Origin of the sequence: Bacillus sp. S4, from assembly GCF_040838205.1 — a bacterium.
GTDB lineage: Bacteria > Bacillota > Bacilli > Bacillales > Bacillaceae_G > Bacillus_A > Bacillus_A cereus_U.
The window spans coordinates 1-18,619 of the sequence record NZ_JBFPJI010000042.1; the positions used below are offsets into that span (position 1 = coordinate 1).

Genomic DNA, 18,619 nt, shown 5'->3' on the forward strand with positions numbered 1-18,619 from the left:
TGTTAATCATACTTCAGATGAACATAATTGGTTTATTGAATCACGTAAATCAAAAGAAAATAAATATAGAGACTATTATATATGGCGTCCTGGAAATGAAGGGAACGAGCCGAATAACTGGGGAGCAGCATTTAGTGGCTCTGCATGGCAATATGATGAAATGACAGATGAATATTATTTGCATCTGTTTTCTAAAAAACAGCCAGATTTAAACTGGGATAATGAAAAGGTAAGACAAGATGTTTATGACATGATGAAGTTTTGGTTAGAAAAAGGAATTGATGGGTTCCGTATGGATGTTATTAATTTTATTTCTAAAGAAGATGGCTTACCAGCTGTTGAAACGGATGAAGAAGGATATGTTTCAGGGCATAAACATTTTATGAACGGTCCGAACATTCATAAGTATTTGCATGAAATGAATGAAGACGTATTGTCTCAGTATGACATTATGACGGTTGGGGAAATGCCTGGTGTAACGACAGAAGAAGCTAAATTGTATACAGGAGAGGCTAGAAAAGAACTGCAAATGGTATTCCAATTTGAACATATGGATTTAGATTCTGGAGAAGGTGGGAAATGGGATGTAAAACCATGCTCACTTATTACTTTGAAACAAAATTTAACAAAGTGGCAAAAAGCATTAGAACAAACAGGCTGGAATAGCCTTTATTGGAATAACCATGACCAGCCTCGCGTTGTATCTCGTTTTGGTAATGATGGAGCTTATCATACTGAATCAGCAAAAATGTTAGCGACAGTGCTTCATATGATGAAAGGGACACCATATATTTATCAAGGAGAAGAAATCGGAATGACCAATGTTCGATTTGAATCGATTGATGAATATCGAGATATTGAAACATTAAATATGTATAAAGAAAAAGTTATAGAGCGCGGCGAAGATATAGATAAAGTGATGCAGTCTATATATATAAAGGGCCGAGATAATGCTAGAACCCCGATGCAGTGGGATGATAGAGAACATGCTGGATTCACAACGGGTGAGCCTTGGATTGCGGTAAACCCTAACTACAAAGAGATTAATGTGAAACATGCAATCCAAGACGAAGAATCGATTTTTTATTACTATAAAAAATTGATTGAGTTACGCAAAAACAATGAAATAGTTGTGTATGGAACATATGATTTAATACTAGAAAATAACCCTTCTATTTTTGCTTATGTAAGAACATATGAAGAAGAAAAGCTTCTGGTGATTGCAAACTTCACTGCAGATGAATGTGTATTTGAATTGCCTGAGGATATTATTTATAGTGAATCAGAGTTATTAATATACAATTATGACGTAGAAAATGTATCGATAGAAAACATTACGTTACGACCATATGAAGCAATGGTATTTAAATTGAAATAAGAAAAAGCCTTATGCCACCCTGGCATAAGGCTTTTTCTATTACCATTTTAAAATAGAGAATCCGTACGGTGGAAGTGTAACTTGTAATACATTTGCTTCCGCTGAAAATTCTTCATTTGTATAAATGTTAATTATTTTCTTCCCAGTAATACGAAGAGGGAGTGAAGTTGTAACTTCACTGTTAGTAGGATTTAAAACGAAAAAGATAGTTTCATCTTCATATGTTTTTGTATAAGAAATATAATTATGTTCATCATTTGCCTCAATGAATTGAAAAGTACCGTGTCCTCCAAATGATTTATATTGTTTCCGTAATGAAATTAATGTTTGTATATGTGTAAATAAAAGAGTGTCTTGTTCTTTTTTATCCCATATCATGCATTTGCGACAGCCAGGGTCCATTCCACCATCCATACCGATTTCATCGCCGTAATAAATACAAGGAGAACCGATGAAAGAAAGGTGAAATACATAGAGTAACTTTAACTTATTTTTATCCCCGTTACATGTTGCTAAAATTCTAGGTGTGTCATGGCTGTCTAATAAATGAAATGCCGCTTCATTTACATTCATAGAGTAGAAATGTAGAGAATCTGTAATTTGTTTCATAAATTCACTTGAATTAATGGACTCGTTAGCAAAGTAAGAAAGTAGAGCGTTTGTAACCGGATAGCTCATTACAGCATCAAATTGGTCACCTTGTAGCCAGGGGAGTGCATCGTGCCAAATTTCTCCTAAAATATATACTTCAGGATTTAATGCTTTTATTTCACTTCGGAATTCTCTCCAAAAACTGTGATCGACTTCATTTGCCACATCAAGGCGCCAACCATCTATATGGAATTCCCTTACCCAATAACGACCTACTTCAAGTAAATATTCTTTTACATCTGGATGTGCCGTATTTAATTTAGGCATATATGGTGTAAATGCGAAAGTATCATAGCTAGGAAGTGGCTCGGTTATAATTGGAAACTCATGAATATGGAACCAATCTTTATAGGCGGAATTCTCACCTTGGTCCAGCACGTCTTGAAATTTATCAAAGAAGTATCCGCTATGATTAAAAACAGCGTCGAGCATTACTTTTATACCACGTTTATGACACGCTTCAATGAGTTCTTTGAAAGTTTCTTTCGTCCCGAATTGTGGATCGATTTCCATGTAATCAATTGTGTCATATTTATGATTCGAATGAGCTTTGAAAATAGGAGTGAAATAAATGCCAGAGATTCCAAGCTTCACAAGGTAATCAAGATTTTGAAGAATACCAGCAAAATCACCTCCGAAAAAATTAGTAGCAGTTGGCTCTGCACTGCTCCAAGGAAGGGTGTTTGCCGGATTTAATGTGCTATCCCCGTTAGCGAATCGTTCCGGGAAAATTTGATACCATACTGTGTCTTTAATCCAGGATGGTGCCCTGAAAACGTCTTTTGCATGAATGAATGGAAAGCAGAAAAAGTTACCGACATCGTCATTTGGAATATTAGAAAAAAATCCTCGTTCTGTATAAATAAGAGTTTCTACGTCGTTTTTTAATTCGAATCCATAACGTAAGCGTTTAAATTTTGGTTTGATTGAAACCGACCAATAATCAAATAACTCAGTAGATCCGGTTTTTTTCATCGGTGTACTCGCTGTAATCCATTTCCCATCTTGCCATTCGTACGGATCACCGTAGATGAGAGCGGCGCTGTGAACATCATCTCTTTTTGTGTGTATTCGGATGTGAATTGTTTTTTCATCGTAAGCGTATGCATAATTATCTTTTGGCCTATGATAGATCGCTTCTTTAAGCATATAGAAAATCCCCCTTTAATATCTCTATACATATAGTTCCCGTAAACGAAATAATAAAGATTATGTTGCAAACGATTGCCTTCCACATAACTTTAATATTGCTTATAAGAGTAGTATTCATTTTATGTAAAGTCAATGAATAAAGAGTATGATAAGATTATTTTGAAAATTAATATTTGCAAAATGAATAAAAGGATGTATAATGATAGACAAATAGCGCAAACGTTTTCATAGATTATGATATTGTTTGCGCTTTTATTAAACTATGGAATGCAAACGTTTTCAATTAAAGAGGTACATAGACAATTTAGGGAGGTTTTTGGGATGAAGAAAGCATTATCACTATTAACGATTTCAGCATTGTCAATCGGTATGTTATCTGCATGTGGACCGAAAGATTCAGGGAAAAAAGAAGCAAGTAACGAGAAGAAAGATTATGATCTTCTCGTTTGGGAAGATGAGAAAAAAGGTGTTGGTCTAGAGCCAGCAGTGAAAAGTTTTGAAAAGAAATATAATGTGAAAGTAAAAGTTGTAGAGGTTCAGATGACGAAACAAATAGAAAAACTTCGTCTCGACGGTCCAGCTGGTACAGGACCAGATGTTGTAACATTACCGCATGATCATATTGGTAATGCGGTAACAGAAGGGCTACTTTCAGAGGTGAAAGTGGATGATACGGTAAAAAATAAATTTACAGATTTATCAATAAAGGCACAAACATACGACGGAAAACTATACGGTTTACCAAAAGCAATTGAAACACCAATCTTTATTTATAATAAAAAATTAATGCCAAAAGCACCAGAAACGATGGATGAGCTGTATAACTTCTCAAAAGACTTTACGAAAGATGACAAGTACGGATTTTTAACATTAGGAGATAACTTCTATTTTGCTAACGCATTTATGGCGGGTATGGGCGGTTATGTATTTGGTGAAAAAGATGGAAAACTGACTCCGACAGATATTGGATTAAATAATAGTGGTGCAGTACAAGGTGCTGAATATATTCAAAAATGGTATAAAGAAAAATTATTACCAAAAGGAATTATTGGTGAATCTGGCGGTTCAGCTGCAGATGGATTATTTAATGAAGGAAAAGCAGCATCTATTATGAATGGTCCATGGGCATTCCAAGCAATGGAAAAGGCTGGAATTGATTATGGTGTTGCTCCAATGCCGAAATTACCAAATGGTCAACCGATGAAAACATTTGTTGGGGTAAAAGGATGGCATGTAACAAGTTTCTCTAAACAAAATGATTTAGCTACAAAATTCACTGAGTGGGTAACAAATGAAGAAAACGCGAAAATTCGATTTGAGAAAACAAAAGAAATTCCTCCAGTAAAATCAGTGATGGAAGATCCAATTATTAAAGATAATGAGGCTGCAAAAGCAGTTGCGACTCAATCAGAAAATGGAATCCCAATGCCGAATATTCCAGAAATGCAAGAAGTTTGGAAACCAGCTGGAGATGCGCTTCAATTAGTTGTATCAAATAAACAAGAGCCAAAAGCAGCACTTGATAATGCAGTGAAACAAATTAAAGGTAATATTGAGGCAAACCACAGCAATAAAAAATAAGGTGAAATTCGTGCCTCTAAATATGAGAGGCACGAATTCTCTCCCTTCCAAGTAGGAAGAAAAAAGGGGGAAGGAACATGCAAACATCTATAGAACCAACGAAAGATGTGAACGGTTCAAAGCATAGGAAAATGGCGACCATGTTATCTATTATTCCAGGCATGGGCCAAATATATAATAAACAATACGTAAAAGGTCTTATTTTTCTAGTATTAACAGGCTCATTTATTGTAGCATTTGCTGATTTATTAAATATAGGATTATGGGGAATTGTAACGCTCGGTACAGAAGTTCCACGTGACCATTCTGTCTTTCTATTAGTAGAAGGGATTTTGGCACTTATTGTTGTCGTGTTTGGACTAGGGGTATATGCATTTAACTTATATGATGCATACCAAAATGGGAAAAAACGCGATATAGGGACACCATTAAACTCAGTAAAAGAGCAATATCGCAATTTATTAGATCAAGGTTTTCCGTATTTAATGGTTTCACCAGGGTTTCTATTACTTATCTTTGTTGTCGTGTTTCCAATCATTTTTGTTATCTTAATTGGATTTACAAACTATGATTTATATCACTCCCCTCCAGCTAAATTAGTAGATTGGGTGGGCTTTAAAAACTTTATTGATATTTTCACATTACCAATGTGGAGAGATACATTTTTAAGTGTATTCTCTTGGACTGTCATTTGGACATTCGTTGCAACGACATTACAAGTTGCACTGGGTATTTTTTTAGCGATTATCGTAAATCAGCCTGGGATTAAAGGGAAGGCTGTTATTAGAACAATCTTCATTTTACCGTGGGCTGTTCCAGCATTCGTATCTATTCTTGTATTTGCTGGTATGTTTAATGAAACATTCGGAGCGATTAACAATCAAGTATTAGCTTTATTCGGGATTGAAAAGGTTGCTTGGATGACTGATCCATTTTGGTCGAAAATCGCTTTAATTATGATTCAAACGTGGCTTGGCTTCCCGTTTGTTTTTGCAATGACAACAGGTATATTGCAATCGATTCCAGGAGAACTATATGAAGCAGCTACAGTAGATGGTGCAACAGCTTGGCAACAGTTCCGCAAAATTACATTGCCGCTCGTTCTATATGCAACAGCTCCAATTTTAATTACACAATATACGTTTAACTTTAATAATTTTAGTATTATTTATCTATTTAATAGCGGGGGACCTGCTGTGTCTGGACAAAATGCAGGTGGAACAGATATTTTAATTTCATGGATCTATAAGTTAACGATGACTTCGGCTCAGTACGGAAAAGCAGCAGCTCTTACAATGATTTTATCGTTAATCGTTATTACAGTTGCGTTATGGCAATTTAAGAGAACAAAATCATTCCAAGAAGAGGATATGATGTAAATGAATATTAAACGACAAAAGATGTTACGTCTTTCATTAAGTTATTTAGTTATCTTCATAATGTGTGCGATTATTTTCTATCCATTACTATGGATAATTGGCTCATCGTTTAATCCAGGAGATAGTTTGTCTGGTTCTAACATTATTCCGAAAAATGCCACGTTAGATCATTATCGCAAGCTACTTGATCTTGATTCAAGTAATTACTTACTTTGGTATAAAAATACTTTAAAAGTTAGTGTTATGACGATGATTTTTTCTGTGTTAGCAATTAGCTTTACTGCTTATGCATTTTCGAGATATCGTTTTGTTGGAAGAAAGAATGGTTTATTAACATTTTTAATTCTCCAAATGATCCCGAATTTTGCAGCGTTAATCGCGCTATATATATTAGCGCAGTTAACAGGATTAATTGATACACATCTTGCATTAATTTTAATTTATGTGGGCGGAGCAATTCCGATGAATACATGGCTTATGAAAGGGTATTTTGATACGATTCCGAAAGAGTTGGATGAATCAGCTCGAATGGATGGAGCGGGGCATTTCCGTATTTTTTGGCAAATTATTATGCCACTTGCAAAGCCAATCGTAGCGGTTGTAGCATTATTTACTTTCATCGGTCCATTTACAGACTTTATTTTAGCAAGTATTATTTTACGCACACCGGAAAATTATACTTTAGCAGTTGGGTTATATGAAATGGTAGCGAAGAAATTTGGTAATGAATTTACAACATTTGCAGCTGGATCAGTATTAATTGCAATTCCGATTTCTATTTTATTCTTATCGCTGCAAAAATATTTTGTTTCCGGTTTAACAGCTGGAGGTACGAAAGGATGAAAATGGGACATTACGTCCCATTTCTCTTTTCATCTCCCTATAAAAAGTTTTATAGGGAGATGAAAAGAGATTTGACATAGCATGAGAAAAGATGTGAAATAAATAGTATATTATAGTATAGGAAAATAGAGCTATTTCCCTTACAATACATGGAGAGGGAGAATAAGATAATTTTTGTGAGATAGAACGAAGTGATGGAAGTTTGCGACTTCTCCTACTACTTGCACAGATGCAAGATAACAATATATGAAATAGGGCAGAGAAGTGAGAGGAGGGGATTTTTTATGACAGTTACAATTAAAGATGTGGCGAAGAAGGCAAATGTTGCACCGTCGACGGTTTCACGTGTAATTGCTGATAATCCAAGTATAAGTGAAAAAACAAAGCGCCGTGTTCGAAAAGTAATGAGTGAACTAGGCTATCACCCAAATTTAAATGCAAGAAACCTTGCGAATCAAACAACGAAAACGCTTGGACTCGTTATGCCGAGTTCTGCAAGTAAAGCTTTTCAAAATCCATTTTTCCCAGAAGTTATAAGAGGAATTAGTTCATTTGCACATATGGAAGGGTATGCGCTCTATATGTCGACAGGTGAAACGGAGGACGAAATTTTTAATGGTGTTGTAAAGATGGTACAAGGGCGCCAAATTGGTGGAATTATTCTTTTGTATTCAAGAGAAAACGATCGGATCATTCAATATCTGCATAATCAAAATTTCCCGTTTGTCTTAATCGGAAAACCATATGATCGAAAAGATGAAATTACATATGTAGATAATGATAATTATACAGCCGCAAGAGAAGTAGCCGAGTATTTAATTTCATTAGGGCATAAACAAATCGCATTCATTGGTGGTGGATCAGATTTACTTGTAACGAGAGATCGTTTGGCAGGTATGAGTGATGCTTTGAAATTAGGAGATATTCTACTACCGAAAGAGTATATTTTACACTTTGATTTTTCAAGAGAGAGTGGTCAACAGGCTGTTGAGGAATTAATGGGACTAAAGCAACCACCAACAGCAATTATCGCAACTGATGATTTAATTGGACTTGGCGTACTAAGCGCACTTTCTAAAAAAGGGTTTGTTGTACCGAAAGATGTTTCTATTGTAAGTTTTAATAATGCTTTATTATCAGAAATTGCTAGTCCACCGCTTTCAACAGTTGATGTGAATATTTATCAATTAGGGTATGAAGCGGCAAAAGCTTTAGTTGATAAGGTAGAGCATTCTGAGTCTACTTCAAAATGCATTATTATTCCGCATAAATTATTGAAGCGCCAAACTTGTGATCATTATGCGTAAAAAAAGCTAAGAGTTTAACTCTTAGCTTTTTGCTTTAGAAAGGCTTCTAAACGGTCGCAGCCTTCTTTTAAAGTTTCCATACTATAAGCATAGGAAAGGCGAAGGTAGCCTTCACCGTATTCAGAAAATGCCGTTCCAGGAACGACGGCCAGCCCAGCTTCTTTTACAAGATCAAGTGCAAAATCAAATGATGAAGATGTTAAGTTTCCGACATATGGGAATAAATAAAATGCACCCGTTGGCTTCTCGACTGTTAAGTCCATTTGAATGAGTCTATTATATACGTAATCACGGCGCTTTTTATATTGATGACGCATCATCTTAGGTGCATCTTTAGCAGCTGTTAACGCTTCAATTGCAGCATGTTGGGCGATTGAATTAGCGCATGTCACATTGTATTGATGAACTTTTAATATATGATTTGCTAAATAATTAGGAGCAAATAAAAATCCAATACGCCATCCTGTCATAGAATGTGATTTGGCTAAGCCATTAATGACAATAGTCTTCTCACGCATTTCTGGGAATTGAGCAATAGATGTGTGTTGCCCTTCATATACAAGTTCGCTATAAATTTCATCGGAAAGAACGAAAATATTCTTATCTTTTAAGATAGATACAATATCTTCTAATTCTTCTTTTGATAAGGTAACACCAGTTGGATTAGAAGGATACGGTAAAACGACGCATCTTGTTCGTTCTGTAATTTCATTTTGCAGAGCTTCAGCTGTTAAACGAAATCCAGTTTCACGAACATCTATAAAAATGGGAGTTGCACCGCATAGTCGAATAATCGGCTCGTAACCAGGATAAATAGGAGCAGGTAAAATCACTTCCGTTCCTGCCTCTAAAATTGTTCGAAATGCAACATCAATCGCTTCACTAGCACCGATTGTAACGATGGTTTCGTTTTCAGGTGAATAATGTAAATCGTAATTATCTTTTACAAAGTTACAAGCCGCCTCGCGTAATTCTAGTAAACCAGCGTTATGTGTATAGCTTGTATAATTTTCTGTAATGGCCCGTTTAGCAGCTTCTTTTACTAAAGAAGGTGTAGGGAAGTCGGGTTGCCCAATTGTTAAAGAGATGAGATTATCATAGTTTTGAATCATGTTAGAGAACTGACGGATTCCAGAAATTTGGATGTCCTTCACTCTAGGATTAATGAATTGTTCCATTGTATCTCCCTTTCTTCCGTTTGAAAATTAAGTTCATTTTATCATATTTTTAACTATTACGCTTTGTTTATAAAATTCCCCCGCTATTTTAAAAATTCAGTGGAAGTAAGAAATTATGTGAGAATCCAAATGTCCATAAGAGTATAAGTTGTGTGAGTTAATTAAAGTTTCACTCCATTTGTTTAAGCATAAACAAAAAAAAAGCCGCTGCAAGCGACTTTTAATAACCGTATTCCCAATCTATTTCATCTTCGTTCCAAAGTACGGAAGATACTCTGCCAAGATGGACAACGGATTCATTTACAGCACATGTACAATCTTCTTCCCCTGCTTTATGTTGCAATTCTTCGTATACTGATTTTTCAACGTTTTCTAGCACAACCAAATTTTCTTCTTTTAAAACAAGCGTAGTACCCGCCATATTTATCTTCCTCCTACTAAAGTAATGATCACTTATTTGTAAACATAGATAGTATGGATTATATGCTGTATTTTGCAATAGTTGTCCGTCTAGTGAAGTGTTTTTTATTTTCTTTGTAATCCGTATTCATTGTATACTGCACGAAGGAAATTTGGTACAGGGTTTACAATCATTTCGGAAATTTGTAACATTTATTATTAGTTGTTAACAAATAATTAACAAAAATGTTAAGAAAAATCAAAATTTTAAAACAAATAGAGTTATAAAATGATATAATCATATCAAAATACATATAGGGGATGACAGGCTATGGAGCTGATTCGTGATTTAATGATCCAAATTGCCATCATTATTTTACCACTATTTTTATATGAAGCGATTCGTTTAAATCGTTATCAAGAAATGCTTCCGAAGCCTAATCGCTACTTTATTATGTTTTTATCTAGCGTTACACTCGTTCTCTCCATGACATACTCTATTTGTTTTGGTACCGTTTGCGGATACAATTTCCATCCAATCCCAATTGTTAGTGGTTTTTTATATGGTGGGATTGTTGGGCTCATCCCTGCCATTATTTTTGTTGCATATGAATGGATTTCTAAGGGGCTCAGTTGGTTGCCTATCGTAGAAGTTATATTTCTTTCGATAATTCCATTGTTTTTGTCAAAGAAATGGTCTCTGTTTTCAAGAGATAAGAAGCTAATATTAGCTTTTATGATTGCATCATTTTATGTTCTTGTTTCATTAGTAGTCGGGATGTTGAATGTCCTTTTAGAAACAGGTTTTACACCGTACATATCTAATCTATATAGTGGGTATATATTTGCATCACTTATTATGGTTATGACAATGGTATTTCAAGTGTATTTGACTGAGTATTTAAACGAAAATGCATTATTGCGTACAGAAATGCAAAAATCAGAAAAACTTAATATTATAAGTGAGTTAGCTGCAAGTGTTGCACATGAAGTTCGAAACCCTCTCACTGTTGTACGAGGGTTTATTCAATTGCTAGAGAGTACGGAAGACGTAAAAAACAAAGATTATATGCGTCTCGTATTAGCTGAACTGGATCGTGCTGAACAGATTATTTCAGATTATTTAAATTTAGCAAGGCCTCAAATTGAAAAAAAAGAACATATTTGTTTATCAGCACAATTAATTGAAATGACAACTCTTATGTCATCATTTGCAGCGATGCAGGGCGTTTATTTGCAAGTTGAGATTTCTGAGAGCCTTTATACTATCGGCGATAAGGCGAAATTGAAGCAAGCTATTATGAATGTTGTTAAAAACGGTATTGAAGCAATTCAAGGAAACAAAGGGTATTTAAAAGTAACGGCTATTCAAAAAGATGAAATGATAATAATAAGAGTTAAAGATAGTGGTGTTGGAATGACAAAAGAACAGTTAGCAAGGCTTGGACAACCGTATTATTCTTTAAAAGAAAAAGGAACAGGATTAGGTCTTATGGTAACATTTAGTATTTTACAAGCGCATAATGGTACATTGGAATATAAAAGTGAAAGCGGAAAAGGAACTGAAGCTATTATTATATTGCCAGCTGTACGATATAAGGAATAAAAGTTACCGGTAGAAGGTAACTTTTTATTTTATCTTGCATTAGAAAAATATACGAAATTTCATTCATTTATTTTATCTTGTTTTGTTCGAACGAATAAACTTTTAAATGATTGAAAGAAGCTTTGCTCTTTTGAGGCGGCGACTAATTTTTTTGTTTCTTGAATTTCGCGAATAACTTGCATAAGTTGTGCATCGCGGTTGCTATCTTTATTGTAAATTTGATTGACAAGTTTATTCATTTTTTCTTCTTGTTTGGATTCTCGCTTATACATATGATTCATTAATAAGTCCATCTTTTCTTTTTGGAGTGCATCTGTTTGAGCGGCGTGAACAACTAGCTCTTGTAACATTTTTTCTTGAGAGCCTTCTTTTACATAAACTTGTTGCATTAGTTCATCTAATTTCTCGTCTTTTAAACGATTTTGTGTAATGAGAGTAGAGTTTTGATGAATAATTGCTTCATTTAATTGAGCAAGCATTTCAAGTTTTAACATGAACTCCTCAAAGTTACGTCCATCTTCTTTCGGTTGTATCTCTTGTTTATCTTGAATAACAGGGACAGGTGGGGCCTCTTTTTCTTTTAAAATAATAGGTATTGTTTCTGAAATGTCTTCTTGTAATGTAGCAGCTCTTTCATGTATAGATTTCAATAGTTTTAAATCATCCAATTTATAAATACGAGCATCAGCTGTTTTGGAAATAATATAACCGTGTTCCTCTAAGAGTTGGCTATATTTTCGGACTATATGTTTTGGGATACCTGTTTTATTTGTAACATCTTTCGTTTTATAAATAGCTTCCATGATAGTTCCTCCCCAAAAAGTATCGTATATATCATTTCAATCTTTTATGAGGACTTCCTTTGAAAAAGAATGTCGGAAGGTTATTAGTTTTCTACAGCATTAGTGAAAAGATGAGGAAAAATGAATGTTTTTGGCGAAATGGAGAGGAAGAGCTAAAATAATGTCTGAAAACATACATAGAAGAAGTTTGTTATAATAACTGAGGAAAAGAAATTGGTAGGAACACGGAGGTACACATGAAGCAATTTAAAGGTATTATCATTTCAATTATTGCAATTCTTTCTCTTTTGGTAGCGGTATATGAAGTACTTGTGCCAGAGGAGACAAGTACTAAAAAAACAACTACGTATGATCAAATTCTAGAGTTCCCGAAAGAACGATATCCAGAGACCGGGAAACATATAACGGATGCTATAAAAGAAGGGCATTCAGAACTGTGCACAATTGATCGTAATGGTGCAGCGGATAGAAGGAAATTATCGTTAGCGCCATATCCGACGAAGAAAGGTTATGATCGTGATGAATGGCCGATGGCGATGTGTAAGGAGGGTGGAAAAGGAGCCCATATTGAATATATAAGTCCAGCAGATAACCGCGGTGCAGGTTCTTGGGTAGGGAATAAGCTAGACAAATATCCAGATGGTACGCGTGTGAAATTTGAAGTGAAATAGTAATTGGCGTACATTTCATAGTGGAGGAGAGGGGTAGTTATGGAATTAACAATTTCATATTCGCAATTAATGATAATGAATTATGATGGTCAGCAGCCTTATGTAGATTGGACTCCTGAAGATTTTGAAAGAGGCTATGCTGAGGTGGATGGAGCTATTATTTTTGAAGCAATCTCTGACTATACTTGTGAAGTAGAAGTTACTTGCGGAAATCATATTGACAAAGAAGAAGTGGTTAGAACGATATCAGTTCCTTTCACAGTGAAGAATGAAGAAGTATATATAACAAGTATTCTTTCTAATAAATTGCATATTCCTATTCCTAACGGGGAATATATGATAGTCTTGCAGGCAACTCCTCTTGAAGAGCCAACAGACGATGAATTGTATAAAGTACAATACGACTTCTATTTTGAGAGTGTAGAATAAAAAAACGTGTTATCCTTTTTGAAGGATAACACGTTTTTTTATTATGCGTTTGTTTTTAGGAGAGAACGAGCGTCTTTTGCTGCCTGAACCATGTGCTCTAAAGCAGGTATAACTTCCTCAGTTCTTCGTGTTTTTAAACCACAGTCTGGATTAATCCAGAAATATTTAGGATCACATACTTGTAAAGATTGTTCTAAGATTGCGAACATTTCATCTTTACTTGGGACACGTGGGCTATGAATATCATATACACCTAGACCAATTCCTTTTTCATATGTTGTATGTTTTAATGTATTAATAAATTCTCCATGACTTCTTGATGTTTCGATAGAAATAACATCTGCATCTAATGCACGAATTGCATCTACAATATCTTCGAAGTTACTGTAACACATATGAGTATGAATTTGTGTTTCATTTTCTACAGAAGATGTTGCTAAAAGGAATGATTGAACTGCCCATGTAATGTATGCATCCCAATCTTTTTCTTTTAACGGCATACCTTCACGAAGTGCAGGCTCATCGACTTGGATTACTCTAATTCCGGAAGATTCAAGTAATTCAATTTCATGACGAAGTGCTAATGCAATTTGATATGAAACTTCTTTTCTTGAAATATCATTTCGAACGAATGACCAATTTAAAATAGTGACAGGTCCAGTGAGCATACCTTTTACTACTTTCTCTGTTAAGCTTTGTGCATATACAGTTTCTTTAATAGTCATTCCACTTATAAAGGCAACATCACCATAAATAACAGGTGGTTTTACGCAACGGGAACCGTATGATTGTACCCATCCGTTTTTAGTAAAGGAGAAACCAGCAAGTCTTTCGCCAAAATATTCCACCATGTCAGTTCTTTCGAATTCACCATGTACTAGTACATCAAGACCAATATCTTCTTGGTAACGAATCCACTTTGCAGTTTCTTGTTCAATGAATTGATTATATTGTTCATTTGTAATATCGCCGTTACGCCACTGTTTACGTGTTTGACGAACTTCAGATGTTTGCGGGAAGCTACCGATAGTTGTTGTTGGTAACAACGGTAATTGTAAAGCTACTTGCTGTAGTTCATATCGTTTTTCAAATGGAAGGGGACGTGAGAAATCATCTTCTTTAAGTGATGTACGTGCCACTTTTACATCTTCACGATTACGTGCAGCTGATGAGCGGATTGCATGATGTGCATTACGATATGTTGTCAAATCGCTACTTATGCTTTCTACACCTTTAGTAAGAGCAGAATGGATAAGGACTAGTTCTTCTAATTTTTGATTAGCAAATGCAAGTGCATCAAATAATTCAGTTGCTAAGTGCGTTTCTCCCGTTTTATCAATTGGAGTATGCAATAAGCTACAAGAAGGTTGAACAATGAAACCTTTTGCTGTGATTTGATTTTGTAATGTTGTAAATAAAGAAAGTACATCATCAAGATCAGCTCTCCAAATGTTACGGCCATCTATACAACCGATAGCTAAAATTTTATCAGCTGGGAATCCATATTTTGAAATAGCATTTACATTACCTTCTTTGCCATGAACAAAGTCTAATCCAATACCAGAAACAGGGAATGTAATGATTTCTTCATAGTTCTCTTCTACACTATCAAAATATGTTTGTAGAAGAAGATTAGCATTCGGAACTTCTTTATGAATAGCTTCGTAAAGTTCTTTCGCTTGATTAATTTCATCTTTTGTTAAAGATGCGAAGATTGGTTCGTCAACTTGAATAATTTGTGCTCCAGCTGCGTGTAATTCAGAGAATAATTGTACATAAGGTGCAACTAGCTCTTTTAAAATAGTGGCAAATTGCTCTTCGTTATAACCTTTTGCTAGTTTTAGGAATGTATAAGGTCCTAAAATAACTGGTTTTCCATCAACACCTAACTCTTTTTTCGCTTCTTCATATAAACGAAGAGGACGATTGTCTTTTAAAGAGATTTGTAATCCTTCTTCATATTCAGGAACAATGTAATGATAGTTTGTGTTAAACCATTTTGTCATTTCAGAAGCAACATGATCTTTAGAGCCGCGTGCCATTGCAAAATATACATCAAGGTAAGAGGTAAACTCTGAAAAACGTGACGGGATGAATCCTAACATGTAGGCCGTATCCAGAACGTGGTCATAATATGTAAAATCGCCAACTGGAATTAATTCAATTCCTTTTTCTTGCTGTACTTTGACGTGTTGAAGGCGAATTTCTTTCATTGTCGTTAAAAATTGTTCTTCATCAATTTTATTGGACCAAAAAGCTTCCAATGTTTTTTTCCACTCTCGTTGTAGTCCGATACGTGGATAACCTAAGTTACTTGTTTGAATTGCCATTTTAAATTCCTCCCTAATTGAAAGTAAGCATTTCCGTTTACTCGGAAATACCTATAACAAAAAGCATAAAGGCATAGAAAAATAAGCCTTCCTTTTTGTTTTTAACACCTCATCATCATCCGTGAGTCTATCAGTGTTGTTAAAACAGGCAGGTCTCCTGACTTATGCTTTATATAATTTCTTTCACCTTCCCGTTTTCACAGTGGCATAGAAAAGAAATCTCAGCATTTACAGTGGCGGGACCGTGTTGGAGTTTCACCAAGCTTCCCTTTTAAACACGAAACGAAATTTCCGTGTACCTATTTTCCTTTTGAAAGGAATTTAACAAGCGATATGATATTGAAACAAATTCTAACACAATTTTTTGAATTTTGTCCACTGTTTTAAAAAGAGAAAATTCTAAAGTTTTTTATTAATTATTATTTTAAATATTCTGATTTTTATAAGTGGAGAAAAGGTGTGAGAATTGAAATAAATTGTGGTTAAGTTTCCGAAGAAGAGGGCTATCTTCTTCGGAAACTTAACCTTCATCAATATCAATTTCTGAAAGCCGTCCTGCCACTGCATCTGTAAGGAGGGTGTTTAACCATTGTAATTCAACGGTAATATGCTCAATAACGCTTTGTAAAATGTATAGTTGTGCACGTGGAATGTTCCCTTTGCTACAATCGTATATAGTTTGCATTTTATGTAAATATTGAACGGTATCATTTTTCTTTTTTTCTAAAATAGGAACTAACTCTCGATCATCACCAAAATGAGCAAAAGAGAGTGCGGAATAGATCGGTTTATATATTTGGTTTTTTGCTTCGAACTGTTTTAATAGTAACGTGTGAAATAGCCGTTTACCTTCTTCTGTTATATGAAAGATTGTTTTATCTGGTCTATTCGTATCTCGAACAATAGTTGTAATGCGAATTGCGCCTTGCTTTTCTAATTGCTCGAAGGCGTAGTACAGTGATCCTTTTGCGTATTTAATATAACAATCCATGTGTCGTTCTTTCATAATGTGCTGCACTTCATATGGATGTTTATCTCCTTCGAGTAGCAAGCCGAGAATGACTAATTTCATACTCATGCTGTCTCAACTCCTGTATATAGAAACTTTATATATATTATAAACGGCATATCCTTTTTCATAAAGGGATATGCCGTTTCTTTTTTCTATACTAACTTACTTTCTTTTGTTTTTGTTTCGTTTCTGGTCCTGTGAAGAGGCGCTCATTTCCCATAAGCAAAATACAAATAATACTTAGTATGGCCGGAATAAGTGCCCAGAAGAACGTATTAGCAATAGATGTTGCAAGAGCATCCTTAATTCCGCTCAGTACTTCAGGAGGTAGCTTTTCTGTAGCATTTGGTGATAATAAAAAGCTTGTGTCTCCACCTTTAGGAGCCATTTTTGCTAGTTCAGGAGGGAAGACTGCTTTTAATTTATCAGTGAAAACATGATTTTGAATTGTACCGAAAATCGTTACACCAAGAGTCATACCGAGTGAACGGAAGAATGAATTTGTTGATGTAGCAGAACCGCGATCTCTCATTTCTAGTTTGTGAATAGATGCCATACTTAAAACTGAGAAGGAGAATCCAACTCCAAGTCCAGCAAGTACCATAAACATTGTTACGAGTGTACGAGGTGTTTCCATTGTTAAAGTACTTAGTAAATAAATACCAAGAACGAAGAAAACTCCAGATACTATCATGATGTTACGATAACTTGTTCGTGAAGCTAACTGTCCACCAGTTTGACTTCCAATTACAGATCCTACCATCATAGGTGTCAAAATTAATCCAGCATTTGAGGCTGAACCACCGAGAACACCTTGAACGAAGATTGGAATATAAACTGTACAGATGATAAAAGCTGCGCCATAGAAAAAGGCAACACCTTGGCTAGCTGCAAATAAAGGTTTTTTAAATAAATGGAAAGAAATAATAGGCTCGGTTGCGTTTCTTTCTACGAAGAAGAAAATAATAAGCATAATAATAACAGTTGAAAATAAACCAATAATCACATTAGAGTTCCATGCATATTCCTTACCACCAAGTTCTAGGGCAAACATTAAGCAAATGATACTAATGACAAGTGTAATGGCACCAGCCCAGTCAATTTTTTGTTTTCTATATTCTAGAGACTCGTTATAGTATTTAGTAATGAAGAAGAAGGAAATAAGTCCTAATGGAATATTAATATAGAAGACCCAGTGCCAACTTATATAATCTGTAATGTAAGCACCTAATAAAGGTCCGAAAACACTAGATGTTCCGAAAACAGCACCAAATAGTCCGGTCATTTTTCCGCGTTTTTCAGGCGGGAATATATCATACATAATTGTAAATGCGATAGGCATAAGAGCTCCGCCACCAATTCCTTGAATGGCTCTATAAATACTTAGTTGTTCAATACTTGATGCTGTCCCGCAAAGTGCAGAACCGAATAAGAAAAGAATTAGTCCGCCAATATAAAAACGTTTCCGCCCGTACATATCAGAAAGCTTACCGAATATAGGCATTCCGGCCATTGTTGCTACCATGTAGGCAGATGTGACCCAAACGAATTTGTCGAACCCTCCTAAGTCTCCGACAATCGTTGCCATCGCAGTTGCGACGATTGTGTTATCCATTGCTGCCATTAGAATACCAAGTAGTAAACCAGCAACAACAAATTTTGTTTTACTTGAATCTTTTTTTGAAAGTTGTGCTTCCAAATATAGCCCTCCTTTAATGAAAATTAAACTAACTTAAGTTTTTTAGTGCAATGCGTACAAACTTTATGTACAGTTTGTATCGTTCCCTCTTCATTTATAAAAAATTGCATTGACATGATATAAAGGATGGAAATCATAAATTATATTATAGTCAAATTTGACTAAAAGGTAAATGTTTTCTTAAGCCAAAGTATTTTATTA

The 18,619-nt window shown here is 35.0% G+C and carries 15 protein-coding genes and 1 riboswitch; of the genes, 8 read left to right on the top strand and 7 right to left on the bottom strand.

What is annotated here, in order from left to right; all coding sequences use genetic code 11:
- Positions 1-1,378, top strand: a 1,378-nt coding sequence (locus AB3X48_RS07600; RefSeq protein ID WP_367959213.1) for a glycoside hydrolase family 13 protein, incomplete at its 5' end; no start/stop codon positions are given.
- A 39-nt stretch (positions 1,379-1,417) separates the two neighbouring features.
- Here AB3X48_RS07600 and AB3X48_RS07605 read toward each other — a convergent pair.
- Positions 1,418-3,178, bottom strand: coding sequence for an alpha-glycosidase (locus tag AB3X48_RS07605; RefSeq protein ID WP_016106061.1), 1,761 nt, complete (start codon positions 3,176-3,178; stop codon positions 1,418-1,420).
- A 324-nt stretch (positions 3,179-3,502) separates the two neighbouring features.
- Between AB3X48_RS07605 and AB3X48_RS07610 the strand changes: the two genes are divergently transcribed.
- The 4 genes from AB3X48_RS07610 (at position 3,503) to malR (ending at position 8,291) form a co-directional block, all read left to right on the top strand.
- Complete coding sequence (locus AB3X48_RS07610) at positions 3,503-4,762, top strand: extracellular solute-binding protein (RefSeq protein WP_002111548.1); 1,260 nt, start codon at positions 3,503-3,505, stop codon at positions 4,760-4,762.
- Between the two features lie 77 nt (positions 4,763-4,839).
- The gene (gene malC, locus AB3X48_RS07615) at positions 4,840-6,141 is read left to right on the top strand and encodes a maltosaccharide ABC transporter permease MalC (protein ID WP_002111547.1); all 1,302 of its coding nucleotides are present in this window, start codon (positions 4,840-4,842) and stop codon (positions 6,139-6,141) included.
- The gene (malD, locus tag AB3X48_RS07620) at positions 6,142-6,984 is read left to right on the top strand and encodes a maltosaccharide ABC transporter permease MalD (protein WP_002111546.1); all 843 of its coding nucleotides are present in this window, start codon (positions 6,142-6,144) and stop codon (positions 6,982-6,984) included.
- Between the two features lie 284 nt (positions 6,985-7,268).
- On the top strand, positions 7,269-8,291 hold the full coding sequence (gene malR, locus AB3X48_RS07625) for a maltose operon transcriptional repressor MalR (RefSeq protein WP_002160657.1): 1,023 nt from the start codon (positions 7,269-7,271) through the stop codon (positions 8,289-8,291).
- A gap of 14 nt (positions 8,292-8,305) precedes the next feature.
- Here malR and AB3X48_RS07630 read toward each other — a convergent pair whose 3' ends face one another.
- Positions 8,306-9,469 (bottom strand): aminotransferase A, encoded by a 1,164-nt coding sequence (locus tag AB3X48_RS07630; protein ID WP_016106060.1) that lies wholly within the window; start codon positions 9,467-9,469, stop codon positions 8,306-8,308.
- A 220-nt stretch (positions 9,470-9,689) separates the two neighbouring features.
- Positions 9,690-9,890, bottom strand: coding sequence for a protein YkzT (locus tag AB3X48_RS07635; RefSeq protein WP_002111542.1), 201 nt, complete (start codon positions 9,888-9,890; stop codon positions 9,690-9,692).
- 309 nt (positions 9,891-10,199) lie between these two features.
- Here AB3X48_RS07635 and AB3X48_RS07640 point away from each other — a divergent pair, with 309 nt between their 5' ends.
- Positions 10,200-11,474 (top strand): sensor histidine kinase, encoded by a 1,275-nt coding sequence (locus tag AB3X48_RS07640; RefSeq protein WP_002111540.1) that lies wholly within the window; start codon positions 10,200-10,202, stop codon positions 11,472-11,474.
- 59 nt (positions 11,475-11,533) lie between these two features.
- On the opposite strand, the gene AB3X48_RS07645 is transcribed toward AB3X48_RS07640, so the two are convergent.
- The gene (locus tag AB3X48_RS07645) at positions 11,534-12,277 is read right to left on the bottom strand and encodes a DUF3967 domain-containing protein (RefSeq protein ID WP_002111539.1); all 744 of its coding nucleotides are present in this window, start codon (positions 12,275-12,277) and stop codon (positions 11,534-11,536) included.
- 236 nt (positions 12,278-12,513) lie between these two features.
- Here AB3X48_RS07645 and nucA point away from each other — a divergent pair, with 236 nt between their 5' ends.
- Positions 12,514-12,948, top strand: coding sequence for a DNA-entry nuclease (gene nucA / locus AB3X48_RS07650; RefSeq protein WP_016106059.1), 435 nt, complete (start codon positions 12,514-12,516; stop codon positions 12,946-12,948).
- Positions 12,949-12,987: 39 nt separating this feature from the next.
- A complete protein-coding gene (comJ, locus tag AB3X48_RS07655) occupies positions 12,988-13,377 on the top strand; it encodes a competence protein ComJ (protein ID WP_016106058.1) in 390 nt (129 codons plus the stop codon).
- A gap of 41 nt (positions 13,378-13,418) precedes the next feature.
- Here the strand turns inward: comJ and metE are convergent, their stop codons facing one another.
- The 3 genes from metE to AB3X48_RS07670 form a co-directional block, all read right to left on the bottom strand.
- A complete protein-coding gene (gene metE, locus AB3X48_RS07660) occupies positions 13,419-15,707 on the bottom strand; it encodes a 5-methyltetrahydropteroyltriglutamate--homocysteine S-methyltransferase (RefSeq protein ID WP_002111534.1) in 2,289 nt (762 codons plus the stop codon).
- 130 nt (positions 15,708-15,837) lie between these two features.
- Positions 15,838-16,025: riboswitch (cobalamin riboswitch) on the bottom strand.
- Between the two features lie 202 nt (positions 16,026-16,227).
- Positions 16,228-16,785, bottom strand: a complete 558-nt coding sequence (locus AB3X48_RS07665) for a PadR family transcriptional regulator (RefSeq protein ID WP_002160661.1) — start codon at positions 16,783-16,785, stop codon at positions 16,228-16,230.
- A gap of 91 nt (positions 16,786-16,876) precedes the next feature.
- Entirely contained in the window at positions 16,877-18,418 is a 1,542-nt protein-coding gene (locus AB3X48_RS07670) for an MDR family MFS transporter (protein ID WP_016106057.1), read from the bottom strand.
- Positions 18,419-18,619 lie beyond the last annotated feature (201 nt).

Bases quoted from the DNA above. Each gene is read 5' to 3' on its own strand.
- AB3X48_RS07630 (WP_016106060.1), bottom strand. From the start codon at position 9,469: ATGGAACAATTCATTAATCCTAGAGTGAAGGACATCCAAATTTCTGGA.
- nucA (WP_016106059.1), top strand. From the start codon at position 12,514: ATGAAGCAATTTAAAGGTATTATCATTTCAATTATTGCAATTCTTTCT.
- AB3X48_RS07645 (WP_002111539.1), bottom strand. From the start codon at position 12,277: ATGGAAGCTATTTATAAAACGAAAGATGTTACAAATAAAACAGGTATC.
- malD (WP_002111546.1), top strand. From the start codon at position 6,142: ATGAATATTAAACGACAAAAGATGTTACGTCTTTCATTAAGTTATTTA.
- AB3X48_RS07665 (WP_002160661.1), bottom strand. From the start codon at position 16,785: ATGAGTATGAAATTAGTCATTCTCGGCTTGCTACTCGAAGGAGATAAA.
- AB3X48_RS07610 (WP_002111548.1), top strand. From the start codon at position 3,503: ATGAAGAAAGCATTATCACTATTAACGATTTCAGCATTGTCAATCGGT.
- AB3X48_RS07635 (WP_002111542.1), bottom strand. From the start codon at position 9,890: ATGGCGGGTACTACGCTTGTTTTAAAAGAAGAAAATTTGGTTGTGCTA.
- comJ (WP_016106058.1), top strand. From the start codon at position 12,988: ATGGAATTAACAATTTCATATTCGCAATTAATGATAATGAATTATGAT.
- metE (WP_002111534.1), bottom strand. From the start codon at position 15,707: ATGGCAATTCAAACAAGTAACTTAGGTTATCCACGTATCGGACTACAA.
- AB3X48_RS07605 (WP_016106061.1), bottom strand. From the start codon at position 3,178: ATGCTTAAAGAAGCGATCTATCATAGGCCAAAAGATAATTATGCATAC.
- AB3X48_RS07640 (WP_002111540.1), top strand. From the start codon at position 10,200: ATGGAGCTGATTCGTGATTTAATGATCCAAATTGCCATCATTATTTTA.
- malR (WP_002160657.1), top strand. From the start codon at position 7,269: ATGACAGTTACAATTAAAGATGTGGCGAAGAAGGCAAATGTTGCACCG.
- malC (WP_002111547.1), top strand. From the start codon at position 4,840: ATGCAAACATCTATAGAACCAACGAAAGATGTGAACGGTTCAAAGCAT.